16 protein-coding genes, 1 tRNA gene and 6 pseudogenes are annotated in these 25,015 nt (G+C 62.5%); 10 read left to right on the plus strand and 13 right to left on the minus strand.

From position 1 onward, the window contains the following. Both EVC45_RS47195 and EVC45_RS39135 read right to left on the minus strand, forming a co-directional pair. Positions 1–181: pseudogene (locus EVC45_RS47195) on the minus strand (Hsp20/alpha crystallin family protein); the annotation flags it as partial. A gap of 125 nt (positions 182–306) precedes the next feature. Continuing rightward, positions 307–393 (minus strand): annotated as a pseudogene (locus tag EVC45_RS39135) (Hsp20/alpha crystallin family protein); the annotation flags it as partial. Between EVC45_RS39135 and EVC45_RS47200 the strand changes: the two are divergent. From EVC45_RS47200 to EVC45_RS39160, 5 genes and pseudogenes are all read left to right on the plus strand, one after another. After that, positions 394–700 (plus strand): annotated as a pseudogene (locus EVC45_RS47200) (citrate-proton symporter); the annotation flags it as partial. A gap of 442 nt (positions 701–1,142) precedes the next feature. Continuing rightward, positions 1,143–2,441 carry an ATP citrate lyase citrate-binding domain-containing protein gene (locus tag EVC45_RS39145; RefSeq protein WP_129963474.1) on the plus strand — a complete coding sequence of 433 codons (1,299 nt, stop codon included), beginning with the start codon at positions 1,143–1,145 and terminating at the stop codon, positions 2,439–2,441. Between the two features lie 10 nt (positions 2,442–2,451). Next, positions 2,452–5,151 (plus strand): CoA-binding protein, encoded by a 2,700-nt coding sequence (locus EVC45_RS39150; RefSeq protein ID WP_129963475.1) that lies wholly within the window; start codon positions 2,452–2,454, stop codon positions 5,149–5,151. Between the two features lie 194 nt (positions 5,152–5,345). Continuing rightward, positions 5,346–6,644 carry an MFS transporter gene (locus EVC45_RS39155; RefSeq protein ID WP_129963476.1) on the plus strand — a complete coding sequence of 433 codons (1,299 nt, stop codon included), beginning with the start codon at positions 5,346–5,348 and terminating at the stop codon, positions 6,642–6,644. 57 nt (positions 6,645–6,701) lie between these two features. Next, positions 6,702–7,484, plus strand: coding sequence for a substrate-binding domain-containing protein (locus EVC45_RS39160; RefSeq protein WP_129963477.1), 783 nt, complete (start codon positions 6,702–6,704; stop codon positions 7,482–7,484). Positions 7,485–7,524: 40 nt separating this feature from the next. Here the strand turns inward: EVC45_RS39160 and dctA are convergent, their stop codons facing one another. Together dctA and EVC45_RS39170 are read right to left on the minus strand one after the other, a co-directional pair. Beyond that, positions 7,525–8,835 carry a C4-dicarboxylate transporter DctA gene (gene dctA / locus EVC45_RS39165; protein ID WP_129963478.1) on the minus strand — a complete coding sequence of 437 codons (1,311 nt, stop codon included), beginning with the start codon at positions 8,833–8,835 and terminating at the stop codon, positions 7,525–7,527. Then, on the minus strand, positions 8,832–9,797 hold the full coding sequence (locus tag EVC45_RS39170; RefSeq protein WP_129963479.1) for a LysR family transcriptional regulator: 966 nt from the start codon (positions 9,795–9,797) through the stop codon (positions 8,832–8,834). The genes dctA and EVC45_RS39170 overlap by 4 nt, the downstream gene beginning before the upstream one ends. A gap of 156 nt (positions 9,798–9,953) precedes the next feature. Here EVC45_RS39170 and EVC45_RS39175 point away from each other — a divergent pair, with 156 nt between their 5' ends. Further along, positions 9,954–10,655, plus strand: a complete 702-nt coding sequence (locus tag EVC45_RS39175; protein WP_129963488.1) for a YoaK family protein — start codon at positions 9,954–9,956, stop codon at positions 10,653–10,655. On the opposite strand, the pseudogene EVC45_RS39180 reads toward EVC45_RS39175, so the two are convergent. After that, positions 10,605–10,919 (minus strand): annotated as a pseudogene (locus EVC45_RS39180) (UTRA domain-containing protein); the annotation flags it as partial. The gene EVC45_RS39175 and the pseudogene EVC45_RS39180 overlap by 51 nt on opposite strands. A gap of 6 nt (positions 10,920–10,925) precedes the next feature. Here EVC45_RS39180 and EVC45_RS47205 point away from each other — a divergent pair. Continuing rightward, positions 10,926–11,296, plus strand: a pseudogene (locus tag EVC45_RS47205) (MFS transporter); the annotation flags it as partial. Between the two features lie 128 nt (positions 11,297–11,424). On the opposite strand, the gene EVC45_RS39190 reads toward EVC45_RS47205, so the two are convergent. The 7 genes and pseudogenes from EVC45_RS39190 to EVC45_RS39215 form a co-directional block, all read right to left on the minus strand. Further along, positions 11,425–12,615 carry a M20 aminoacylase family protein gene (locus EVC45_RS39190; protein WP_129963480.1) on the minus strand — a complete coding sequence of 397 codons (1,191 nt, stop codon included), beginning with the start codon at positions 12,613–12,615 and terminating at the stop codon, positions 11,425–11,427. A gap of 39 nt (positions 12,616–12,654) precedes the next feature. Beyond that, a complete protein-coding gene (locus tag EVC45_RS39195; RefSeq protein ID WP_129963481.1) occupies positions 12,655–14,112 on the minus strand; it encodes an aldehyde dehydrogenase family protein in 1,458 nt (485 codons plus the stop codon). Continuing rightward, the gene (locus EVC45_RS39200) at positions 14,109–15,386 is read right to left on the minus strand and encodes an FAD-binding oxidoreductase (protein WP_129963482.1); all 1,278 of its coding nucleotides are present in this window, start codon (positions 15,384–15,386) and stop codon (positions 14,109–14,111) included. Before EVC45_RS39200 ends, EVC45_RS39195 begins: the two co-directional genes overlap by 4 nt. 103 nt (positions 15,387–15,489) lie before the next feature. Continuing rightward, positions 15,490–15,811, minus strand: a pseudogene (locus tag EVC45_RS47210) (haloacid dehalogenase type II); the annotation flags it as partial. A 168-nt stretch (positions 15,812–15,979) separates the two neighbouring features. Further along, positions 15,980–17,305, minus strand: coding sequence for an FAD-binding oxidoreductase (locus EVC45_RS39205; RefSeq protein ID WP_129963489.1), 1,326 nt, complete (start codon positions 17,303–17,305; stop codon positions 15,980–15,982). Between the two features lie 460 nt (positions 17,306–17,765). Further along, complete coding sequence (locus tag EVC45_RS39210; protein WP_129963483.1) at positions 17,766–19,343, minus strand: ABC transporter substrate-binding protein; 1,578 nt, start codon at positions 19,341–19,343, stop codon at positions 17,766–17,768. 104 nt (positions 19,344–19,447) lie between these two features. Further along, a complete protein-coding gene (locus EVC45_RS39215) occupies positions 19,448–20,299 on the minus strand; it encodes a GNAT family N-acetyltransferase (protein ID WP_248295434.1) in 852 nt (283 codons plus the stop codon). A 399-nt stretch (positions 20,300–20,698) separates the two neighbouring features. On the opposite strand from EVC45_RS39215, the gene EVC45_RS39220 reads away from it, so the two are divergent. The 3 genes from EVC45_RS39220 to EVC45_RS39230 all read left to right on the plus strand — a co-directional run bounded on the left by EVC45_RS39220 (position 20,699) and on the right by EVC45_RS39230 (position 24,177). Continuing rightward, entirely contained in the window at positions 20,699–21,640 is a 942-nt protein-coding gene (locus tag EVC45_RS39220; RefSeq protein WP_129963485.1) for a LysR family transcriptional regulator, read from the plus strand. 122 nt (positions 21,641–21,762) lie between these two features. Continuing rightward, the gene (locus tag EVC45_RS39225) at positions 21,763–22,893 is read left to right on the plus strand and encodes a DSD1 family PLP-dependent enzyme (RefSeq protein ID WP_129963486.1); all 1,131 of its coding nucleotides are present in this window, start codon (positions 21,763–21,765) and stop codon (positions 22,891–22,893) included. A 312-nt stretch (positions 22,894–23,205) separates the two neighbouring features. After that, positions 23,206–24,177 carry an ornithine cyclodeaminase family protein gene (locus EVC45_RS39230; protein WP_129963487.1) on the plus strand — a complete coding sequence of 324 codons (972 nt, stop codon included), beginning with the start codon at positions 23,206–23,208 and terminating at the stop codon, positions 24,175–24,177. 731 nt (positions 24,178–24,908) lie between these two features. Here the strand turns inward: EVC45_RS39230 and EVC45_RS39235 are convergent. Further along, positions 24,909–24,981: transfer RNA gene (locus EVC45_RS39235), tRNA-Lys, on the minus strand. Positions 24,982–25,015: the final 34 nt, after the last annotated feature.

Genomic DNA, 25,015 nt, shown 5'->3' on the forward strand with positions numbered 1-25,015 from the left:
CGAACGGATCGTGAATGAACTCTTCAACCGCACGCCATGGTTCTCGCGACAGGAATCGCGAAATGTCAGGCCATGAGCTATGCCATTGTTCGCTTTTCGACCGACCTTCCGGACTTTGCGCATCGGACCTGCGTCCCGCGCCGCGAAGAAACTTGAAGGGATTCCACTTTCTCGTATTCATCCTAGCCTCCGCTGAAGTGCGGCGGGAGAGCCGCGGATTCTCCATGTCACCCGACTCCCGACTCCGCCGCCTACCACTTGTACCTGCCGCCACCGGGCGATCTCCCTGTCGCTGTTGCCCGCACTTCAGCCCGTGCGCACCTCGATGCGGCGCGGCCTCGCTTCGTCGCGGCGGGGTATCGTCAACTTCAGCACGCCGTCTTTCAGATTTGCAGCTTCGCTCGCATGCTCGTCGTGCTGCTGTGGCTCTCGTTCTTCTTCGGCATGTACAACGGCGCGATGGTTGCAGCACTCACTGAAGTCACGGCCGCCGAGGTCGGCGTAGCCGGTTTTTCGCTCACGTTCAGTCTCACCACCGCGGTTTTTCGGAGGCTTCACGGCAGCCGTATCAACTTATCTCATCGAGATCACTCGCGACAGGGCCGTGCCGGGATACTGGCTGAGTTTCGCCGCCTCGTGCGGGCTCGTCGCGACTCTCATGCTGCATCGCCGGGGCGGCGCAGCCCGGCGGTCCGCATCGCTCTCGTCTGAACGTTTCTCCTGCGTCAGCCGCCGCCAGCGCGCGCAACCCGCCGATGCGTTCTCGCGCTGCGGCGCCGCCTTTGCGCTCCGGCATTGATAACCTTTGAACATCAATACTTCGATAAATTGCACTTCTCGTTTGGAGCGCCTTGAGCAAATATCGATCCTCAAGACGTTCATAAACGCATCGACAGAGAACGCATCTGAGACAGGTGCGAGACGCGCAGCCGCGTTTCGCCGCCCCCCGTGCCAGCCCGATCACGGGAGCCGCCTACGGGCGCCGACGCGCATCTCGCCTGACGCGCCTTGCCCAGAGAATCCTGCAGCCGCTTTCCGGCACGCCCACGGCAGCGGTGCGTCTCGCGCCTGTCAAAGCGAGCTGACTGAACACCCAGTATCCGCTTCATTCGTCATTGCCTTGAAATTCAGGAGACACTCACATGCAGATCACCGGAATGTTGCACGGCGCGCGCCTGTTGCAATTCGTCGGCTTCCCGTCCAGCGAAGTGCTGGGTCCCAGCGCAAGTGAAGAAGAGATCAAGTCGCTCATCGACCGGCATGGCCAGATATTCATCAAGCCGGTATTCAAGGGCGGCGTTGGCAAGAAAGGCAAAGCCGGCCTGCTCGGCCGCGCAACCGATCTCAAGACGGCGCTAGCGGAAAAAGAACGGCTGTACTTTGCCGAGCACGTTGTAGGTCACGTGAGGGCCAAGGCCAATGGCGTCACATTCGAAGCGGGTGTACCGGCCAAACACGAAGTCTACTTCTCGATCTCCGATTCCACGCGCTTTCGCGCTCCCACCATGACGCTGTCGCACATGGGCGGCATGGACATCGAGGAGGTCGATCCGAAGCACGTCGCAATGGTGCCGTTCGATGCGCTTACCGGACTGAAAGCGTTCGTCGTCGCGAATGCACTCAGCGAGATCGGCGCGCCGCGCGAGATCATTTCTCCGCTCGTGCAGCAGTTGCCGAAGCTGTGGGAGCTATTCCATGACTTCGGCATGACGACGCTCGAACTGAATCCGATCCGTATGCGAGAGGACAAGAAGGGCCGGCTCACACCCGTCGCCTGCGACTTCAAGTGCGGGTTCGATCGCGACGATCCGCGTTTCTCGCGACTCGGTCTCCCGCCCCATCTCTTCGCCGCAGACTACTCGGACTTCGAGCAGGAGATCAACCAGCTTCGCACGCACCAGGGCCAGAGTGATGTCTACGTGATTAACGACAAGGGAACCATCCTCGCGCCCACGTTCGGGGGCGGGGCGAACTCGCTCGTCACCGAGATGCTGGGCGACGCCGCCATTATCTCGTCCGATTTCGGTGGCAACCCGCCTTACGAAAAAATGAAGGAAGTGGCGCGCATCTGCTTCCGGCACTGGCTTAAGCAATCGAACGTGCTATTCATCATCGGCGGCAAATCCAACAACACCGACATCTACGAGACCCTGCGTGCGATGGCCGATGCGCTGCGCGAGCACTTCAGCGAGCACGGTCCGACGCCGCTCTACGTCGTCCTCGGCCGCGGCGGTCCTAATCTGGTGCGCGGCATGTCCGCATTGCGCGACACCTGTGATTCGCTCGGCCTGCCCTACCGTCTCTTCGGCTTTGACTCCGATATCAGCGAAGTGATCCAGTACGCCCGCAAGGCCGATGCATGGATGCGCTCGGGTGGACGCTCGCAGGTCGCGGCGCGCATCGGCGCGCGCGACGCGCAATCGCAAACGGCATCGGCCTGAGGAGATCGACATGCACAAGCAAGGCAACAGCCATTTCAAATACTTCGTCGGAATCCCGTCGCTGGCGGACATCGCCACGCGTGAAGATCGCGTCTGCGTGCTCAATATTCTTGGGGGCGAATCGTCGGACGTCACGCCGGTGAGTCACGCTTTCTCAGGCGCGAACGTCGTGTTCGGCAGCGCGCCCGGCAAAGGCGGCCAGGTGCTCGCGACGCCCGCAGGCGACATTCCGGTCTTCAACAACGTGCGAGAGGGCCTGGAAGCCGGTCATCGGTTCAACTGCGGCGTGGTGTACCTGCCTCCGTCGGCCGCGCGCGACGGCGTGGCCGAGCTGATCCGTGTGAATCCGGATCTGCGCAAGATCTTCATCATCACGGAGAAGATCGCCGTGCACGACGCCCGTGAGATCCGCGCGATGGGACAGCAGGCGGGCATCGACATCTTCGGCGCGAACGGGTTGGGCGTCGCGGACTCGTGGCAGCGCGTGCGTATCGGCGGCGCGCTCGGCGGTGATGATCCGGGCGCGACGCTGCGCCAGGGATCGATCGCCATCCTCTCGAACTCCGGCGGCTTCAGCACCACGATCGCTCAGTACCTGCGCATGAGCGGCTGGGGTACATCGACCGTCGTTTCCAGTGGAAAGGATGTCTATATCCACTATGCCGCACCGGAGTTCGCCTTTGCACTCGCCAACGACGCGCGCAGCAAGGCCGCCGTGCTGTACTGCGAGCCGGGCGGGTACTACGAGGCCGACGCCGCGTTCACCAAGCCCGTGGTCGCGTGCGTGGTGGGCCGCTGGAAAAGCCGTCTCACGCGTGCAGTGGGACACGCGGGCGCGATGGCGGGTGGCGCCGACGATGCGCTCGCGAAGGAACGCTGGTTCATGGAGAAATTCGGCGTCGAGCGGCTCTTCACGCCCGACGATCCTTGCTGCTCGGCGAAGGGCGCGGTGGTGACGAACATCGCCCATATTCCCGCCGCGCTCACGGCGGTGATGCGCGCAAACGCAACGATGCCCGACTTCGAGCCGGAAGGCAGCCTCGCGCTCAAACCGTGGTTCGGCTCGGATCAGGGGCTCGAGCTGCCCGATGAACTCGCGCTTCCGGTCGTGCGGGCGGTCGCGCCCTACGACGAGCAAGTCGAGCGGGTGAATGACCAGGTCGGCGCAATCCCGCCGCGACAGCCGTTGAAAGACGCCTCGGGCGCCTCGCAGATGGACGCGAAGACCCAGGTCAGCAGCCTGCACGGCGTATCAATGCTCGAAGCGGCGACGCATTCGTTTGAAGCGAACGTGTGCCTCGCACTGTTGCGCGAGTTCGGCGGCGCAAATGACGAAAAACTGGTCGACGTCGCAATCGGCGCGGGGGTGAACCTGTACGGCACGCCTGAACTGGCGGCCGCGCAGGCGGCTCGCGAGGCGGGCAATGCGCCAAACGCCGTGCTTGCCGCCGCCGCTGCGATCGTCGGGCCGAATCGCCAGAGCTCGGCGCGCGAGGCAGCCAGGCTGATGATCGAGCGCTTCGCGGCAGCGAAACTCGTGGACGCGTTCGATCACGGATTCGACATCGACGCGATCGACACCGATGGCAGCGCGGCACTTTTTTCCGACGAACCCGCCCCGGCGGCCGAAGCCATGCTCGCCGGGCTTGCGACACGCGGCGTGAGTTCGGTATTCGTGCGATGGCTTGCCAACGGGCCGGGGCATCCGCGCGCGGACGCCGTGCTCGCGGCGATCACGACGACACTCGCCTGGGGCCCGCTCATGCGCAAGCGCATCTCGCGTCTGACGGCGGAGAGCCTGCCATGGTGGATGAAGCTCTTCGGCACGCTGATCGGCGCCTCGGCGGACGCCTCGCGCCACCATCCTGACAGCTTCTGCGACTTTTCCACCGAGGCATTGCTCGGCGAGCGCTCGCTGACGGAAGTGGCATTCGCAGCGCTGCTCGGCCTGAAACCGTCCCCCGACGACCTGTTCGCATTCAGGACGCTGACCGGATTACTGCTCACGAACGGACCGGGCGCGATCTCGGCGCAAGGTGCGAAGGGCGCGGTGTCCGCCGACGGTCCCGAATCTCCCGAACGCGTCCAATTGAACAAGGCGCTGATGGGCTTTCTCACCCATTCCGGCTATACGCACGGCGGCAACGGTTATGAAGGCATCGCGTTTCTCATCGAGGCGTTTCGCGACAGTGGCCTCGACGACCCCGCCGACGCACAACACGGCGTCGACCTCGAAGCACTCGCGCGCCGTTCGGTCGAGCACTATGCGCGCTACAAGGCTCGTCAGAAGCAGGTGGGCAGCCTCGACATCGCCAAGCTGCCGGGCGTGAACCACCCGGTCTTCAAGGACAAGCCGGTGAATCACGATCCGCGCGAGGTGTTTATCTCCAGGCTTTACGAGGCCCGCGGGGAATACAACGCGTTCCATGCGTACTACCGCGCGCTGGTACAGGCATTGTTCGACGCTGGTGTCTCGCGCAACGTCTACTGCGTCAATGTCGATGCCGTGATCGCCGCGCTGCTGCTGAAGATGCTGTGGCAGCCGCTCAAGCGCGGGGAGTTCAGCGAGGCGGACCTTGAAACCGCCGCGTTCACAATTTTCCTCTACCCGCGCATGCTCGGGTGCGCGGCGGAAATTGACGATCATCTGAATCGCGGACGCAATATGGACACGCGCACGCCCGCTTCACAGTGCCGTTTCGTGGCCTGACTGTGGAAATCTGAAGGCGCGGCCGGGCGCCAGTACACAGGTGGCACCCGGCCCGGCTGAGCGAAACGTAGATTGATAACTAACAGACATCAATCGTTCGAAAGATTGCAATTATCGTTTTATTGGACATGGGCCAATATTCCCGAAACACAAGACCGGACCACCGCATTTTCGGGATTTCAGGAGACACGTTGATGCACCCCTCGCCCCGTACCCTTTCGCCGGGACACTCCAAGGCTTCGGCGGTTTTCCGCGTAACGGCCGGAAATTTCCTGGAACAGTTCGACTTCTTCCTTTTTGGCTTCTACGCGACGCAAATCGCCAACGTCTTCTTTCCGGCGGCGAGTGAGTTTGCCTCCCTGATGATGACGTTCGCGGTCTTCGGCGCCGGTTTTCTGATGCGTCCGCTCGGCGCGATCATACTCGGGGCTTACATCGACGACGTCGGCCGTCGCAAGGGCCTCATCGTCACGCTCTCCATCATGGCGAGCGGCACCATCCTGATCGCGTTCGTACCGGGTTACGCGACGATCGGTCTTCTGGCGCCGGCGCTGGTGCTCGTCGGACGACTGCTGCAGGGCTTCTCGGCCGGCGCCGAGCTGGGTGGCGTGTCGGTGTACCTCGCAGAGATGGCCACGCCCGGCCGCAAGGGCTTCTTTACGAGCTGGCAGTCAGCGAGCCAGCAGGTAGCGATCGTCGTGGCCGCGGCCCTCGGCTTCGCACTCAACCAATCGCTGGACGCCACAGCCATTGCGGCCTGGGGATGGCGGGTTCCCTTCTTCGTCGGCTGCATGATCGTGCCGTTCATCTTCATGCTGCGCCGCAATCTGGAGGAAACGCAAGAGTTCAAGGCGCGTCAGCATCGCCCCTCGATGAATGAGGTCTTCCGCACGCTGGTCCAGAACTGGGGCGTCGTGATCGCCGGCATGATGCTGGTGGCAATGACCACCGCGAGTTTCTATCTCATCACCGTCTACGCGCCGACTTTCGGCAAGACGGTCCTGCACCTGAGCACCGCCGATAGTTTGCTCGTGACGCTGTGTGTGGCCATATCGAACTTCGTGTGGCTGCCGATCGGCGGAGCCCTCTCCGACAAGATCGGCCGCCGGCCGCTCCTCGCCGGCATGACGCTGCTCGCCATCGCAACCGCCTACCCCGCACTGTCGCTGCTCGCTCACGCGCCCAGCTTCCTGAACATGTTGCTCGTGCTTCTCTGGCTCTCGTTCATGTACGGCATCTATAACGGCGCGATGGTCGTCGCGCTCACGGAAGTGATGCCGGTTCAGGTGCGCGTCGCGGGCTTCTCGCTCGCCTATAGCCTTGCCACGGCGGTATTCGGCGGCTTCACGCCAGCGATCTCCACGGCGCTCATTCATATGACTGGCGACAAGGCTGCACCCGGTTACTGGATGAGCTTCGCCGCAGCTTGCGCCCTTCTGGCGACGTTCGCACTCTATCGGCGGCGCGCAACAACACTGAATCCGGCGCACTGATGTGCATCCGATTCCCCCCAAGGCATCTGTTACATGCAATCTGACACGACTCCGATCATGCGAAATCTGCTTGTGAAACTATGCGCCGCAGCGCTCGTCGCAACCTCAACCGCCGCGGCCAATGTGCAGGCTGCCGACCTGCACGTCATGAGTTCCGGCGGCTTTACCGCAGCGTACAAGGTGCTCGGTCCCAGGTTCGCGTCCGAGACGGGCAACACTCTCAATACTGCGCTCGGTCCATCGATGGGCAAATCGCCCGAAGCCATTCCGAACAGGCTTGAGCGCGGCGAGCCTGCGGACGCCGTCATCATGGTTGGATATGCACTCGACCAACTGATCCAGCAAGGCAAGGTCATCCCCGGATCGCGTGTCGAGCTGGCCGATTCGCGCATCGGCATGGTCGTGCGCGAGGGCGCGAGCAAGCCCGACATCAGCTCGGCAGAAGGGCTCCGGCAGACCCTGCTGCATGCGAAATCGATCGCCTATTCGGACAGCGCGAGCGGTGTCTACATTGAGCGGGAGTTGTTCAGGAAACTCGGTATCGAAGATCAGGTCAAGTCGAAGGCGAAGATGATCCCGCGAATTCCAGTCGCCTCGGTGGTGGCGAACGGAGACTACGAAATCGGCTTCCAGCAAGTGAGCGAGTTGCTGCCCGTCAAGGGGACGACCTTCGTCGGCAAGATTCCTGAGTCCCTGCAGTCGGTCACGCGTTTCGCGGCCGGCATCCCCGTCAGCGCGCAGCATCCGAAGGAAGCGAAAACTCTCCTCGACTATCTCGCTTCACCTGGCGTGCAGGCAGAAGTGAGATCGACGGGGCTCGATACTGTTTCCGATCATTGATGGAAACCTGAAGGAAGGCTTGCCTCTGGCAATCTTCCTCTCACGTCTTCGGGGCATTCCTCGCGACCTCGTCCGCGCTCTGCGCGCCGCCTGGCGTTGCTGCCCCGAGCATCCCCCCGAGACGCGTACGATCGCACGCACCTTCCCACATCGAAACGAAGATCACTGCGCAAGCGTTGCTGACCACGCTCGTCAGCGCGCGCGCCTCGGACATGAAGCGGTCGATGCCTACCAGAAGCGCCACTCCGGCGACGGGCAGATCGGGAATCACTGTCAACGTCGCGATGAGCGCGACCAGCCCGCTGCCCGACACGCCGGCCGCCCCCTTGGAGGTGAGCAACATAACTGCGAGCATCGTCGCGATCTGCGGCGCGGAAAGCGGCACGTCGCAGGCCTGAGCAATGAATATCGAGGCGAGCGTCAGATAGATCGCGGTGCCGTCGAGATTGAACGAATAGCCCGCGGGCAACACAAGCCCCACTACTCCCTTGTCGCAGCCGAGCGCCTCCAGCTTCACGATCAGGCGCGGCAGTACCGGCTCCGTCGACGACGTCGCCAGAACGATCAGCAACTCCTCTCGCAGGTAGCGCAAGAGCCGCCAAAGAGCGAAACCGTGCAGGCGCGCGAGCGGAGCGAGAACCAGCGCAATGAACAACACGCATGCCACGTAAAAGGACACCATCAACATGCCAAGCGAGCCGACCGAGCGGATCCCGAAGCGGCCCACCGTGAATGCCATCGCGCCGAATGCGCCGAGAGGCGCAAGTCGCATGATCATCGCGAGGATGCGAAAGAGGGTCTGGGCGATGCCGTCGATGAGCGCGAGCACCGGCCTACCGGCGCTCGGACATGAATTTAGCGCGAAACCGAAGAGCAGCGAGAGCAGCAGCACGGGCAGCACCTCGCCTTTGTCGAAAGCGCCAAGCATCGTCTCGGGGATGAGGCTCATCCCGAACGCGACAACGTCGCGCGGATGCGTGTCCCTCGCATATTGCGCGAGGATACTCACGTCCAGGTGGCTAGCGTCGATGTGCATTCCCGCGCCGGGTCGCATCACGAAGGCCGTGACGAGTCCGAGCGCGAGCGCCGCGGCTGTCAGAAGATAAAACAGCACCAGCGCCCGGAAAATTGTGCGACCGATCGCCTTTCCGCTTGCAAGCGATGTAACGCCCGAGACGATCGTGCAAAAAACGATGGGCGCAATCATCATCCTGACAAGGCCAATAAACCCGTCGCTCAAGGGCTTCAGCAGCGGGCCCGCATGCGGCAAGAAATGACCGAGCGCCATACCGAGCACCATAGCCAGCACAACCTGCACATAGAGCAAGCGAAGCGGTCTTGCCAATCTCACGATGGGGTCTTCCTGCCTGGCCGTTTTTTCGGAGACGTTTCGTCGCTTAAGGCATCGCCGCTTGCGCCGCCGCGCCTGAGCTCGATGATCGTTCTGTGAAACTCCTGTGCGGCCGGTGTCAGCGGACGCCCGCGGCGCCTCACGATTCCCACGCGCCGCTTCACCACGGGTTCGACGAGCGGTACGCTCGTGAGGATGGGGTGATTGTGCCCGGGCATGGCCATCGAGGGCACCGCCGCGACGCCGAGGCCCGCTTCAACCAGGCCCAGCATGGTCGTGACATGGCGAGTCTCGCAGATACTCGGCAAGCGCGGTGCCACCGCCGAGAGCGCCTGATCGAGCAGTAACCGGTTGCCTGAAGTCTTGTCTACCGAGACGTACTCGTGCTCGTAAAGCTCGCTCCAGGTCACGCGCTTCTTGTTGGCGAGCGGATGATCGCGACGGCAGGCGACCACGAAGCGCTCCTGCAGCAGCACCTTGAACTCGACCTCGGTCTCCTGGCTGCCCACAAAGCTCACCCCGAAATCAGCCTCTCCGCTGATGACGGCGGAAAGCACCTCATTGGCGCTCATATCCAGCAACTTGACCCGGATGCGCGGAAAGCGGCGATGATAGCTCGCAACGGCGCTGGGCAGAAAGTAGTAGGCAACCGAAGGCACGCAGGCAATGGTCACATGACCCAGCCGGCTCGAAGAAACATCGCGGATGCCGAGCAACGCAACGTCGAGATCATCGAGCAGCTGTTCGGCGCTCGGCGCAAATACACGACCAACGGTGGTGAGCGTGACGCTGCGCGTGGTGCGCTCGAACAGGCGCACGCCGAGCGCTTCCTCGAGCTTGTCGATGCGGCGGCTCAAGGCCGGCTGCGAAATGCTCACTGCCTCGGCGGCCTTGCGGAAGCTTCCGAGCTCCACCACTGCTCTAAACGCCTGCAAGTCATTCAAGTCGAAGTTGACGCCCACGAGCCATTCTCCGCAAACTGGTTGCGGATATTTTGCACGATGCAGCTCAAAGCGCCCATCGGGAACTACGCTCGCTTACGGGTGCAAGCGCAACAGATTGCCGCGCGGCCCGCAATCTTTATATTTGCATTACCTGTCAAAAGAGAGGTCGATACGATGGACTTTGATTCGGCGAGTCGAACACGCAGCGTCGCTGCGCTGTTGACATTATCGGGAGGCTTTCTGGATGCTTTCGCGTACGTCGGGCATGGTGGTGTATTTGCCAATACGATGACGGGGAACGTCGCCCTTCTCGGCATCCATTTCGCGGCGGGAGACTGGGCGCGGGCTGGCCGCCATATCCCGCCCTTGATCGCTTTCGTGTTCGCGGTATTTGTCGTTCATCTCCTGCGCCTCGATGCCCTTGCGCCTTCAGTCCGTCGTCCGGCACTCGTTTGCCTTCTTCTTGAGATCGCCTTTCTGGCCATGGCGGCAAGCGGTCTGGTCGGCGACTCCGATGCCTGGCTTATCCCCGGCATTTCGTTCGTCGCCACGCTACAGACGTTATCGTTCACGCACATCGAGAATCTGACCTACACCTCGGTCATGACAACAGGAAACCTGCGCCGAGCGGCCAAAAAGCTGCTGGAGGCCTTTATCCCAAATTACAACAGAACTGCGCTGCACGACGCGTCACTGCTCGGGATGGCAGGTTTCTGTTTTTTTGCAGGCGCGGTTTTTGGGGGCGTGACGACACGGATGTTACACGATCGTGCACTGTGGCTTGCAGTACTGCTTCTCGTCTCAGCACTTGTACAGATAGGTCGGCTAGTTCGCCAGCGCGGAGATCGGGCTGCCGTGCAGAGTTACGGCGAGTGATACGGAACACCTTCGTGCTGATGCATCTGCCTGGGTTCGAGACCAGGAATGCCCGCCGACGCGGCGAGGGTACAGCAGGTCACAGATCTCATTTAAATCCATCTGCGCAAACGCGGCAAAACGTACATACGGCAGCCAGATGCCTTCAGCGAGCATCGGCACATCGTCGATCAGACGCAGGCGTGACATCTGTATCACGCGCGCGCTGCCCGAAATCTGCATGGTCGCGGCGACCCCCGACGGTGCATCGACAACTTCAAGGCGGAAGACGTTGCGTTGCGCTTCCTGCCTGAATCCATTGAGCGCGCCACGTTCCTGTCAAACATAGAAAAGAATCCAAAGAGCGCAGCACTCCCACGCGAGGCTCCATTCGAGGCGCCGCAGAGCATCCTCGGAGGGCATTCGTCGACAAGCGCGTGCTGATGTTCGCATGCGGCTACATGCTCATGTCCACGTCGCTCAACGGCGTGACGTACTGCTTCCCCAACGTTGCTGAAAAGCGGCGGAGTCTCCCATTCGTCGGTCAACGGTCTGCTCGACATGATTCCGTGGATAGCTCAGCGTAGCTTCTCCTTTCGCTAGCCGCGAAGCTTAAACGCGAGGGTGTGGTACTCAAAGCAATGCCGGTGGCCGCGGGCGTCTGCCTGACGTTGCTCGGCCTTGGCACATCGATCGTGTCGCAGCGCAGCGAGCAGGCCAACACAGATTGCCGCGCGGCGGTAAGCGCATGCCATGAAATAGTCAGTGACGGGTGAATGACGGCCCCCCACTATCGCTGGAAATAGCGCTGCGCGAGTTCGACCCAGTAACGCACGCCGACCGGCAGAATCTCGTCGTTGAAGTCATAGGTCGGGTGGTGCAGTCCCACCACCGAGCGATCCGCTTTCGCATTGCCGATCAGAACGTACGTACCCGGACGCTCTTCAAGCATGAAGCCGAAGTCCTCGGAGGTCATGTTCGGCGGCAAGTTTGCATGCACCCGAGCGTCGCCGAACGTATCGCGCAGCACCGCTTCGCACAGCGCCGTTTCAGCCGGTGTATTGACGGTCGCCGGGTAGTACTGGAAGTACTCGACCTCGACGCGAGCACCGTACGCGGCCGCTAACCCCTCGCACATCGTGCGGATATCGCCCTGCAACTGCAGCTGCAACGTTGACGACAGCGTACGGATCGTGCCGCGCAATTGGGCGGTTTCGGGAATCACGTTGTCGGTATCGCCGGCATGCATCATGCACACGGAGATCACGCCGGGATCGACGGGGTCCTTGTGACGCGCGGCAATGGTCTGGCATTGCAGCACCATTGAACACGCGAGCGGAATCGGATCGAGGCCGAGCTGCGGCTGGGCCGCGTGCGCGCCCTTGCCGGTCAAGGTGATGCGAAAACGCGAACCCGCTGCCATGATCGGCCCGGTGCGCAGTCCGAACTGCCCCGCCGGTAGACCCGGCCAATTGTGCATGCCGAACACGGCCTCGGTCGGAAAGCGTTCGAACAACCCGTCGTCGATCATCTTGCGCGCGCCCGCGCCGCCCTCCTCGCCAGGCTGGAATACGAAGTGCACCGAACCCGGCAACGGTGGCAGCGATTTCAGCACAAGCGCAGCGCCAAGCAGCATGACCGTGTGACCATCGTGGCCGCACGCGTGCATCACGCCCGTATTGCATGACGCATGCGCGAACGTGTTGGCCTCGTGGATCGGCAATGCGTCGAGATCGGCGCGCAGTACGATGCCGCGCGTTGGGTCCTGACCGGGCAGGCTCGCGACCACGCCGGTCTTGCCGAGACCGCGCACGGGCCGATAGCCGAGCGCTTCGAGTTCGGCCGCAACGAGATCGGCGGTACGGTTTTCCTCGAAACGCAGTTCGGGATGGGCGTGCAGTTCCTGGCGCAGCTTCGTCCAGTGCGCACGGTGGGCGTGATAAAACGGTTGCGACGTATCGGCTTCGATGGCGATGTTCATGTTGTTCAGTCCGGTTCGCACGGTTCCTTCTGCAAGCCTTCACGTGTAGTACCCGAGGATCGACTTGATCTCCAGGTACTCTTCCATGCCTTCGACGCCATACTCGCGACCGTTGCCCGATTGCTTGTAGCCGCCGAACGGTGCCTGCGGATCCCACGCCGGATAGTTTAAATGCACCTGTCCCGAGGCGATCCGTGCGGCCACCGCGCGCACCGTGTCGGGGTCGGTGCCCTGTACGTGCGCGCCGAGTCCGTAGACCGTGTCGTTGGCGATCTCGACTGCTTCGTCGATGCTGTCGTATGCGAGCATCGCCAACACCGGGCCGAAGATTTCCTCGCGCGCGATCGCCATGTCGGAGCGCACCGCCGAGAAGATCGTCGGCTGCGCGAACCAGCCGCGCGAGAACCCCGCAGGCCGACCCGGGCCGCCGACCAGCAGCTTGGCGCTTTCGTCGATCCCCGTCGCGATCATCGTCTGCACGCGCTCGTACTGCGCGCGGTTCGCGAGCGGACCGTGGGTCGTCGTCTCGACGAATGGGTCACCGACCACCATCGCGTCGACTGCCGCGACCGCGAGCTGTTCCGCCTGCGGCAGCAGCGCGCGCGGCACGATCAGCCGCGTCGGCGCACTGCACGATTGCCCCATGTTGCGAAACGCGGCGGCGACGCCGAGCGATACCGCGCGCGACAGATCCGCATCCGGCAACACCACGTTCGGCGACTTGCCGCCGAGTTCCTGCGCGACGCGCTTGACGGTCGGCGCGGCTGCCTGAGCGACCAGCACGCCGGCGCGCGTCGATCCAGTGATCGACACCATATCGATCTGCCGATGCGCGGCGAGCCGCTCGCCGACCTCCGGCCCCGTGCCGCTGACCAGATTGAACACGCCGGGCGGCAGCCCGGCGGCCTCGACAATCTCGGCGAACAACAGCGCACTGAGCGGCGACAGCTCGCTCGGCTTGAGCACGATCGTGCAGCCGGCCGCGAGCGCCGGGCCGACCTTCGCGGTGATCTGGTAGATCGGCCAGTTCCACGGCGTGATCAGCGCGCACACGCCGATCGGCTCGCGCACAATCGCGGTCGTGCCGCGCTGCACCCGAAACGGATACGACGCGAGGTTGTCGCGGGCGACGCGTAGATGCTCCGCGGCGAGGGGCACATGCGCGTTGCGCGCATAGGTGATCGGCGCGCCCATCTCGGTAGTCAGTGCCTGCGCGAAAGTTTCAGCGCGTTCGCGCATCAGCGTGTGCAGGCGGTCGAGATAGCCGGCGCGCTCTTGCGGCGAAGTCGCCGACCAGCGTACGAACGCGGTGCGCGCGGCCTGCACCGCGCGCCCGACGTCGTGCGCGTCACCGAGCGGCAACTCGGCCAACGTCTCGCCAGTCGACGGACACACGAGCGGCGCACGCGACGTGCCGGCAGGCTGCGTCCATTCGCCGTTGATGTAGATCTGCTCCAGATGCCCGGAGCTCTTTAGATGATCGAGTGGGGAAGTCATTGGGTTGCGTCCTTGAAGCGATACCAGGCGCCGACAATCGGCAGAAACCACGGCTTGCCGAAATGGCCGGGAATCGCCGGCCACGAGAAATCCTTCCACGGGTTCAGGTCGGTGCGGCCGTCCATGATGTCGGCCATCCGCGTGCCCATCAGCGTCGACATTTGCGTGCCGTGGCCGCTATAGCCCATCGAGTAGTACACGCCGTCGCGCTGCCCGGCGCGCGGCAGGCGGTTCTTCGTCATATCGACCATGCCGCCCCAGCAATAGTCGATGCGCGTATCGGCCAACTCCGGGAACACGCTCGCCAGTTGCTCACGCAGAATCTTGCCGCTCTTCCCGTCCGCGCGCGGACTCGACACCGCGAACTGCGCGCGGCCGCCGAACAGCAGGCGGTTATCCGGCGTGGTACGGAAGAAGTTGACGAAGTTCTTCGTGTCGGTCGCCATCCGCCGGCGTGGCAGCAGCCGGTCGAGCTGCGCGACCGGCAGCGGTTCGGTGACGATCAGGAACGCGCCGACCGGCACGATGCGCCGCCGGATCCAGCCGAACGGGCCGACCTGCGAGATGCCGCTCGCGAGCAGCACCTGCTTGCAGGGGATCTCGCCACGCGGGGTACCGATCCGATACGCGCCGTCCGGCTCGCGGCGGAGCGCAAGCACCGGTGTATGTTCGAGAATATGCGCGCCGCGCGCCTCGGCGGCGCGCGCGAGTCCGCGCACGTAGCGGCCCACGTGCATACCGGCGCTCCTGGCGAAGATCAAGCCGCCGTGATACCGGTCCGAGCCGATCTCGTCGCGCAATTCTGCGCGAGTGATGATGCGCGTGTCCGGATCGACATTCGCTGCCAGCAGCGCCTGGCTGCGCACCAGCTTGTCGAAATGCTCAGGTTTTGCCGCGAGTTTCAGCTTGCCGCTACGCGCGAAATCGCAGTCGATCGCTTCCTCGCGCACGAGCCGCTCGACCGTGTCGACGCCGGCGTCGAACGCGCGATAGATGTCATTCGCGCGCTCGGTCCCGATCAGATGCGACATCGTTGCATAGTCCTGCGCGAAGCCGTTGTTGCACATGCCGCCGTTGCGGCCAGAGGCCGCCTGGCCGACCGTTCCCGCTTCGCAGACGACCAAGCTCGCACCTTTCTTCGCGAGCGCAAGCGCGGCGGTCGTGCCGGTGATGCCGCCGCCGACCACGACCACGTCGCACGAATCGAGCGGCAACCCTACTGCGCGGCCGACGAACGGCTCTGAGGTATCCAGCCAGTAAGAGGTAAATTGCATCAGGATTCCCTTTCTCCGGAACGTTCCAGGCCGAGGCAGTTTCGCCTCTCGTCAGGACTCAACCAGCCAGACGCAGCCTCAGACTGCGCGGGCATCGTGCTCTTCAAGGACCCACGACGCCGGCCAGACCGCAAAGATTGCGAATAACGATGTTGTCAAAGAACGGATTGGCAGGCTCATGCGCGCGATTGGCGAACACCTTGTTCTTCATGCCCATGTCGTGCCGACATCAGGCCGTAGCGGAACGACGACGACACGTGCAGGATGTCTTCGGAGTCGCAGCCGAGTGTATCGAACATATATTCGAAAGCACGCAGACGCGCCTTGTATGCTCCCGCCTGCTACGCGGTCGGCACTGCATGGAACGGCGCACCAGGCTTCGCGACGTTGTGCTGGATTGGCTCGTCCATCGAGTTAGTCGGGATCGTTCAATCCAAAACGGATCAACGTGCCGTGGCAATCGAAGGTAATGTTTTTCGGGCGGAGCGACTTCATAAATCATCCTCAGCGTAGGTGGCAACATCCGATCAGGATGCGACGAGCGCCGGTTAATTTGATCAGAAAAGTGACGTGCGCCTGGTCATCCGGGCTCGCTAAAAATCGGCGACCTTCCCCCAGACGGACTGCTCGAATCGCTCGTGGCGATACGGCTCAGGGTCGACGATCGGCATCGCGCCGCTGACGATATCCGCCGTCAAATGGCCGACGCCCGGACCGATGCCGAAACCGTGCCCGCTCAAGCCCGCTGCAACGACGAAGCCCGCAATCTGGGCAGACTCTCCGATCACCGGCACGCCGTCCGGCGTCATGTCGATATAGCCGGCCCATGCACCCGCCGCTTTCGCAGTGGCAATCGCAGGGCACATCGCTGCCGCCCGGCGTCGAATTTCCTTGATCGCCGTCTCGTCCGGTGTCGGGTCCAGCACACGCATGCGCTCCATCGGCGTGGGCTGGTCCAGACGCCAGCGCGTGCTGCTTTCGTGCCCCGACCGAATGCCTTCCAACGTGCCAAGGCTCAGGCTGCGCCAGCGGCTCGAGAACATGGGCAGGAAGTCGCGTGCATAACGTACCTTCTGCCAGGTCGGATCGAATCGCGCGATCCCACTGATTGCGAGCGTGAAAAGGTTCTCGCCGCGGCGAGTGATAGTGATGCCGGAGGTGTGCAGCGCATCGGGCAACGTGCCGCTCGGCAGCGACACCGCCGCCACCGACGCGCGGATCGTTGCCTGTGGAAAGCGGATTCCAAGCTGCCGACAGAAGGTGGACGCCCATGCGCCGCCGGACAATACCGCCGCCGACGTGCGGATCGTTCCGCGCTCCGTGACAACTGCCGACACGCGGCCGCCAGCGGTTTCGATGCCGCGTGCGGCACAGTTCTCGTGAACGGTGCCACTCAGCTTGCGAATCGCGCGTGCGACTGCCGGCGCTGCGCGGCCGGGATCAGCGGTACCGTCGGTCGGCGCGAATACGCCGCCCTTCCATTCACGCCCCGTCGCGCGATCACGATTTTTCGCCTCGCGACTGCCGAAGACCTCGGTCTTCACGCCGGCTGTCTTGGCGAACTCGCACCAGCGCGCCCAGCGCGCCAATTCGGCATCGTCATTGCTCAGGTACAACAGGCCACTGCGTCGAAAACCTGTCGTCTCACCCGACTCCGCTTCGAACTGCTCCCACAGCCGAAGGCTTTCAGTCGCGATCGGAAGTTCGCGCGCATCACGGTTTTGCTGACGGACCCAGCCCCAGTTACGGCTCGACTGCTCACCACCGACGAAGCCTTTTTCGACAAGCGCGACCTTCATACCGCGTCGCGCGAGAAACCAGGCAGTGAACGTCCCAACGATACCCGCGCCAATCACGACGACGTCGGCGCTCTCGGGCAGCGGATCGTTAGCTTCGACGCGGGTCAACGGTACACGCATGGACAACAAACTCCTTTTGACGTCGAACGGAACTTCGTGGTGAAGATTATCAAGCAGTCCCCCCGCGCGTTGTTTAATGGTCAATAAAGTGGGCGTTAAGGCAAATTTAATGGTTAGTTCGGCAATACGCCGGCAGTATTTACGTATAGGCGATGTAGGGCAACATGCCGAAATCACCCTGTGCGAGCGGAATCAGCCAGTGTGCGGAGCCCTCTCACGCGGAATGGTCCAGCCCGAATTGTTGGCGCAGCGCTGCATCACGTTGCGGCGGTCGCGGACCCGCGCAGCAGCGTCAGGAGCGGTGCTCCGACCCGCTGCACAATCAACACCACCATGCCGCGATTCATTCGCCGGCCCTCCTGGTTTTCTCAGGCGACTGCGACGAGCATGTCGCGGCGCCTGATGTTGAACGCGACACATGCGGAGCACTGTGCCGCAAGCAAGGCGCTCCGCTGCAAATTCACGCGCTCCACCACACATACTCGGCGAACGCGCCGCCCATCATCGCGCCGGTCGGAATGGAGCCAAGCCCTTGCAGACGCGTGTCGTAGGCATCGAGGAAGCTCAGGAACGCCGGCAGGCCGATCCCGCCTTGCTCCGACACGATCACCTGCATATCGCCGTACATCTGCTTGCGCTTCGCTTCGTCGGTTTCCGAGCGCGCCGCCAGCAGCAGCTGGTCGAACTTCGGGTCGTTCCAACCCGACTCGTTCCACGGTGCGTTCGACTTGAAGAACTGGCTGAACAGCACGTCGGCGCTCGAACGCGGATTCACGTTGCCGAAGCCAAGCGGATGCTTCATCCAGTGATTCGACCAGTAGCCATCCGACGGCACGCGATTGACGCTCAGGTTCACGTCGATCGTCGCGCCCGCCTGCTGCAGCAATTCGGCCATCTCGATCGAACCGTTCGCATCGGTCGTAGCAAACATCGGCGGCAGTGCGACGCCCACGGCGCCGGCCTTCTGGAAATGGAACTTCGCCTTGTCCGGGTCGTGCGGACGTTGCGGCAGCGACGCGTTGAAGTAACGGTGGCCCGGATGGATCGGCTGATCGTTGGCGATCACCGCATAGCCCTGGAACACCGCGCTGCGCAACTGCTCGCGATCGAACAAATATTTCATGCCCTGCACGAAGTCCGGATTGCCGGTCAGCGGATTGTCGCGGCGCATGATCAGGTCCGTGTACATCCCCGATCGGGTTTCCTTCATCGCGTAGCCCCGCGTCGCGCTGATACGACGCGTCTGGCGCGGGTTCACCGAGTTGATCAGATGCACATCGCCTGCGAGCAGCGCATTGACGCGCGCCGCGTCATCGCTGATGCCGATCAGTTCGATCTGGTCGAGGTACGGACCCGCGCCGGTCTTCCAGTAGTTGTCGTTGCGCACGCCGACCGTCGACACGCCCGGCTTGAACGACTTCAGCCGGTACGGACCAGTGCCGACAGCGGTCTCGAAGCTCGTCGTGCCGGCCTTCACGATCACCAGTTGCGGGGTCGCGAGAATCACCGGCAGGTCCGCGTTCGGCGACTGCAGCGTGAGCGTGACTTCGTCGGGACCAGTCTGCTTCGCGTCGGCAAACTGATCGACCAGTACCTTCACCTTCGATGCGGTGTTCGGGTCCTTGTGGCGCATCAGCGAATAGACCACGTCGGCAGGCGTCAGCGACTTGCCGTCGTGGAATGTCACGCCGGGGCGCAGCTTGATGATCCACACGCGGCCGTCGTGCGTGTCGATGCTGCTCGCGAGGTTCATCTGCGGCGTCAGCGAGCCGTCGAGATGCGTGAGGCTGCTGTAGAACGTGAAGCAGCGGATATAGTCCGCGCCGGTCGATGCCTTCGCCGGATCCAGCGTGTCCGACGTCGACGACGTGTCGTAAGCGACGCGGATCGACCCGCCCTTTTTCGGGGTGGACGCCGCGAACGCGCGCGACGCGGTGCCGATCCAGCCGCCGCCCGCCACAGCCAACCCGCCAGCCGACATCAGGCGCAGCATGTCGCGACGATTGACGCCGCGGTTCTCCTTTGCATCTTTAGTCATGCACAGTACTCCTCGATAATTCAATGTATCGCATGGTCTGGCGCCGCTCCGGCACCGACACACGCGTTCAGGCTAGCGCCCTTCCCAGAGCGCTTCGGGATCGATCAGAACATCGCCTGAGTGATCAGACCGTACCAACGCACATCGGCGTCTGGCGGTCCGCTGTGCTCATCAGCCGGTGCGTTGCGCACCATCTTGACGACGGAGTCGACACACGGCAGTCCCTGCGCGGCGAGCCAGTCATTGAGGTCCGACTCGCCCGGTCCGACCGGTACGTCGACGCGGATATACTCGTTCTCGCGGCCATTCAGCCAGCATGTGATCAGCGCCTTCGCGTTGAGATCTTCAGGCGAAGCGGATGCCACCACTGGCCCGATCACATAACCGCGGCCAAACAGACGGAATACCGAGAAGCCGATAATCGAACCGTTCTGTTCGAGTACCGCGCAGGAGCCGACCTGGAACAACGCAGCCAGCATCGCCTGCCGCTCGAGACCGGTTGCCCGCGTAGCCAGCGCGGTCACTTGCGCAAGGTCTTCATGCTGCGCGTCGCGCAGGCGGATGCCGTGCGGCAGGGTGACCGGCGCCGTCTCGGTGACACGGCCCTGGTGTTGTTTCAGCATCCCGCAGACGCTGAAACCGAGCTTCTCGTACAGCGGCTTTCCTTCAGGCGTCGCATGCAGGAACGTCACGCGCGGACCCGCTTCTTCGATCAGCATCTCCATCAGCTTGCGCCCGATGCCGCGCCCCTGATAAGCGTCGGAGACGATCACGAGCCCGAGCGATGCGCGCTTTGCGCCGTGCTTCCAGCACAAGCCCGTGCCGATGATCACTCCGTCCAGTTCGGCGACAAAACCGGCGCCGGCATCCAGCGCGAATTGCCAGTCTTCAAGACGATGCGGCCACGACACCGCTAGCGACATCTTCTGCGCTGTCGCGATGTCTGCTGATGTCATTGATCGATAAATCGGAGACGCAGTTGAACTAATCGGATTCGAGGTTGCAGTCATGTTCACATTGATACGGTTACGTTACTGATCGTCGGTCCGGCGCTAGCCGGTTATCAGCCGTGGGAGGCAAGCGGTAACGCCACTGTCAGACCGATTATCCTTGAACAAAATAAATTTCTATTAATTGAAAACTAACCTTTCATTAAGTAAAATTTAATGCTCAGAGTTCACGTCTGGACCGATCATTTAGAAGTTGCAACGCAGGAGCCTCACGGGCTAATGCCCTGCGCTCCCGGCGACAGCCATACATGAAAATGTGCGAAGCGACCGGCCCGGGAAATACGATACGCGGCGGTATTTTTGGCGTGTTTAACATTTATTGAACTTTTGATTAAGGGCCGGTTAATGATCGATCTAGACGACATGCGGTTGTTCCGGGCATTGGGCGGATCGCGCTCGCTCGCGGCCGCCGCACGCCTTCTGAACCTGACGCCGCCCGCCGTGTCAGTCCGTCTGCAACGGCTGGAGGAACGCCTCGGTATGCAGCTCGCGATCCGCGAAGCTCGTGGTGTGACGCTGACCGAGGAAGGCCTGAAACTGCTCGACGAATCAATAGAGTTACTCGAGAGAGTCGAATCGATCGCGACTCGCATCGCCGAGCAGTCGGGCAGCGTCAGCGGCCACTTGCGAATCGTGGCGCCGTTCGGATTTGGTCGCGCACACGTCGCGCCGTTGGTGCGCAAACTCCATCTCGCCCATCCCAATCTTGGCGTATCCCTGGTATTGGCTGAAAGCCCTCTGTCCGCATCCTCGGGGGCCGACGTCGTACTATCAATCGGGGCGGCCAAATCCTCTTCCTGGGTCGGTCATTTCCTCGCGCCAAACGAACGCTTTTTGTGCGCGAGCCCCGAGTTCGCCAAAAAGATCGACAAGATGGATCATCCGACGGATCTTCAACGCTATGAATATCTGACGCTCCGAGAAAACGATGAGGATGTGACCCGGCTTCGCTTCATGCCAGTCGGCGATACCCACAAGCCCGGCGCGAAAGGCATCACAGTCCGGCTGTCCGGTTTGCTGTCATCGAACGACGGCACCGTGGTCAGCGACTGGGCATCCGCGGGGCTCGGTATCATCGAGCGGTCTGAATGGAGTGCTGCGGGGCTGATCGCCGCTGGCAAGCTGATTCGCCTGCTTCCTGGCTGGCGGCTGGAGCCCGCCCCGATCCTCGCACTCCTGCCGTCACGAAACGCTGTGACGAATCGTCAGCGGCTCTTTCTCGAGGCAGCGAAACGTGCCTTCGATCCGGCACCCTGGCGCCAGCCAGCACGATTCAATCCGGTTTAACGATCGGTTTATTGTCCATTAAACACAGGCAGAATTCGGGCTTCTATAGTGGGATCTCCATCCGGGCTGCGGACCGTCAATTCTCGATGATCCGATCCGGTGACCAGCAAGGAGTCCCAATTTTGAATCTGCAGTCGTTGAACACGCCGGCAGCGCTGATTGACGTTACGCGCATGAATCACAACATTCTGCGCATGCAGCAGCGCCTCAACGCGCTCGGTGTCGCCTTCCGGCCGCACGTGAAAACCAGCAAATGCCAGCCCGTCGTGCAGGCGCAGCTCACCGCCGGCGCCCAGGGTATCACCGTCTCGACGCTGAAGGAAGCCGAACAATTCTTTGCCGCCGGTATTCGCGACATCGTCTACGCGGTCGGCATCGCCCCCGCCAAGCTGCCGCAGGCCCTCGCGCTGCGCCGCGCCGGTTGTGACCTGAAACTCGTCACGGACAACCCCGCCGGCGTCGACGCGATCGTCGCATTCGGCCGCGAACATGACGAAGTTTTCGAAGTCTGGATCGAGATCGACGTCGACGGCCATCGCTCCGGCATCCCGCCTGAGGATGTCGCGCTGCTACGCGTTGCGACCGCGCTGGTGAACGGCGGCATGCGGCTTGGCGGCGTGATCGCTCACGCCGGCTCGAGCTACGAATACGACACACCCGAAGCACTCGTGCAGATCGCCGAGCAGGAACGCGCCGGCACCGTGCGCGCCGCCCAGCGTCTGCGTGACGCGGGCCTGCCGTGCGAGGTCGTCAGCGTCGGCTCGACGCCCACCGCGCTCGCGGCAGAGCATCTCGACGGCGTGACAGAAGTTCGCGCGGGCGTCTACGTGTTCTTCGATCTCGTGATGCACAACGTCGGCGTAAGCACAACGTCCGAGATCGCCCTGAGCGTACTGACCACCGTGGTCGGCCATCAGCGGGAAAAAGGCTGGGTCGTCGTCGATGCCGGCTGGATGGCGATGAGCCGCGACCGCGGCACGCAGCGTCAGAAGCGCGATTTCGGTTACGGCCTCGTGTGCACCGAAAATGGCGAGGTGCTCGACGGCTACCTGATGACCGGCGCAAACCAGGAGCACGGCATCGTTTCGCACGACGGCTCGCCCGACGCGGATATCGAAAAGCGCTTCCCGATCGGCATGCGCCTGCGAATCCTGCCCAATCATGCCTGTGCGACCGGCGCGCAATACCCCGAATACGTCGCCGTCCAACCAGACGGCGAACTTACCTCCTGGCCTCGCTTTCACGGCTGGTAAAAGCGGCGGCTGGCGAGTCGCACATGGTGAAGCCCGCGCTCACCGCCATCTCTCCACGACCGTTCCGCACCAACGTTCTGATGCGGTCAGAAGTCCGCGCGGCGTTAGCCGTCAAAGCAAACGCCAATGGCGTGATCCTGAGCCACGCGGCATGGCGGCCGGATCAGAACGCGAGGCCTTGCGCATCGCATTCGCGGAAATCACGTTGCGCAGCGACCGTTGGGAAGACACTGCAAGACTATCTTTCAACAGCATTCTCTGACTCTGCCCTCATCCCGGGCTCATCGTCTATCGCTTGCATCAACTCCTGCCATGCCCACTGACGCCCAGCTTCTTCTCCTCGATAACGAAACCGTCGAGTTTGCCCTGCAAACCGAAAATGTAATAGGTGCAGTTCGCGAGGCGTTCGTTCTTCATAGCCAGCGGGCCGGTCGGGTGTTTCCGGTGGTGCGCGAAAAGCTCCACACCGGAGGAGTCTTCGGCATCAAGGCCGGCGACGTCGCCGATCAGAACCTGCTTGGGTTCAAGGCAGCCGGTTTCTGGCCAGCGAACCGCCAGAAGAACGGCGAGCCGCATCAGGCCACCGTGGTGCTGATCGACCCGGAAACCGGCCGACCGCTCGTGATACTGGACGGCAATGCGATCACGACGATGCGAACCGGTGCGGCGGGGGCGCTAGGCCTGAAAACGCTCGCCCGACCCGACAGCAGCCATATCTGCATTTTTGGCACCGGTGTCCAGGCCAGAATTCAGTTGAGCTATGCACTGCGTACGCTCCCGAGCCTGCAGAATGTCCAGTACGTAAGCGTGTCAGGCGAAGTCGACGAAGCCTTTGAAGCCCAGTTTCGCGATCGTTGTCCGATTCGTGTCGCCCGAAACAGAAACGACGCGGTGGCCGACAGCGATGTCGTCATCACGGCGACGCCAGGCAATCAGGTGCTGTTCAACGACGACGCGATCCGGCCGGGCACCCATTTGACCTGTGTCGGATCTGACACGAAAGGCAAACGGGAACTGCCTCCGAATGTTCTCGAACGGGCCCGCGTATTCGTCGACGACGAGCAGCAAGCTCGAACGATTGGCGAGTGTCAATGGAGCGACGGCGTGCGGCGCACAGAAATCGGCGACATACTCGCCGGCGTGCAGAAGTTCGCACGCGACCAGAACGACATCACAGTATTCGACATGACGGGCCTCGCCCTTCAGGATCTGACGGTGGCTCGCCTGGTCTATCAGAGCGCACTCACAGGCGGAAAAGGAACGAGCATTCCGTGGCCTTGGTAACGCATTTCCGATAGGCGGGAGACTGAGGTTGTCCCTCAAGATGCTGTTTACCCGTCAGCCTCGCGCCTCTCGAGCGGCTAGGCGGTTGCCCTTCCGGCGAACCCATGACTGATACGCTCATGTAGCGCCAGTCATGGTCCGACTCGCGGCGTGACCATACCGCGCGACGCAACGTCGCCCCTGGATCGCAAGGTCTAGCATCGTCCGGCGATCTTGACAGCGCCGATGTTTAACGGGCCCGACATCCCATCGACCAAACCCCGGTCGCGTTGCATAACAAAGTGCCGGTCGCCTGGCAAACGACCGGGTCCGAGTTAGCTGCGGAGTTCTGCTGTCAGAGTTCGCGGGCCTTGCCAAGCTGCTCGATAAGCATTTCATCCAGATGCTTCGGTTCACGTCCAGAAGCTTGTCGATCCGCCATCGGCAACTGAAGCCATCAGCAATTATGCGGGCGTCGGGAGCCAAGTCCGCCAGCTTCGGCAAAAGCTCACGGTTTGCGATGTCTCGCGACACCCGCGCGGTTTTTGCGCCTGGACAGCAACGGCAATTCGCTCGCGGGCGTCCTCGCGCTGGAGTGGCTGACTACGCTTACAGGCCAGTCGATTTCTAACTGCAAAAGCGGTTGAAGAAAAGCTGGGGGCCAGGGCGCTTACTACGTGCTCCGGTGTGCGTTTGAACAGGGAACCAACCCGAGCCTTGGGTACGCGTCTGACTCAATCATGTAGACCGGGTAGGCCGTACTGGATTCGAACCAGTGACCAACGGATTAAAAGTCCGCTGCTCTACCAACTGAGCTAACGGCCCCCTGCTCCCGATCATCCACTGCCGTCGCGCTGTT

Origin of the sequence: Paraburkholderia sp. UYCP14C, assembly GCF_004197395.1 — a bacterium.
GTDB lineage: Bacteria > Pseudomonadota > Gammaproteobacteria > Burkholderiales > Burkholderiaceae > Paraburkholderia.

Coding starts and splice junctions, on each gene's coding strand:
- EVC45_RS39145 (WP_129963474.1), top strand. CDS start 1,143: ATGCAGATCACCGGAATGTTGCACGGCGCGCGCCTGTTGCAATTCGTC.
- EVC45_RS39150 (WP_129963475.1), top strand. CDS start 2,452: ATGCACAAGCAAGGCAACAGCCATTTCAAATACTTCGTCGGAATCCCG.
- EVC45_RS39155 (WP_129963476.1), top strand. CDS start 5,346: ATGCACCCCTCGCCCCGTACCCTTTCGCCGGGACACTCCAAGGCTTCG.
- EVC45_RS39160 (WP_129963477.1), top strand. CDS start 6,702: ATGCGAAATCTGCTTGTGAAACTATGCGCCGCAGCGCTCGTCGCAACC.
- EVC45_RS39175 (WP_129963488.1), top strand. CDS start 9,954: ATGGACTTTGATTCGGCGAGTCGAACACGCAGCGTCGCTGCGCTGTTG.
- EVC45_RS39190 (WP_129963480.1), bottom strand. CDS start 12,615: ATGAACATCGCCATCGAAGCCGATACGTCGCAACCGTTTTATCACGCC.
- EVC45_RS39195 (WP_129963481.1), bottom strand. CDS start 14,112: ATGACTTCCCCACTCGATCATCTAAAGAGCTCCGGGCATCTGGAGCAG.
- EVC45_RS39200 (WP_129963482.1), bottom strand. CDS start 15,386: ATGCAATTTACCTCTTACTGGCTGGATACCTCAGAGCCGTTCGTCGGC.
- EVC45_RS39205 (WP_129963489.1), bottom strand. CDS start 17,305: ATGCGTGTACCGTTGACCCGCGTCGAAGCTAACGATCCGCTGCCCGAG.
- EVC45_RS39210 (WP_129963483.1), bottom strand. CDS start 19,343: ATGACTAAAGATGCAAAGGAGAACCGCGGCGTCAATCGTCGCGACATG.
- EVC45_RS39215 (WP_248295434.1), bottom strand. CDS start 20,299: ATGACATCAGCAGACATCGCGACAGCGCAGAAGATGTCGCTAGCGGTG.
- EVC45_RS39220 (WP_129963485.1), top strand. CDS start 20,699: ATGATCGATCTAGACGACATGCGGTTGTTCCGGGCATTGGGCGGATCG.
- EVC45_RS39230 (WP_129963487.1), top strand. CDS start 23,206: ATGCCCACTGACGCCCAGCTTCTTCTCCTCGATAACGAAACCGTCGAG.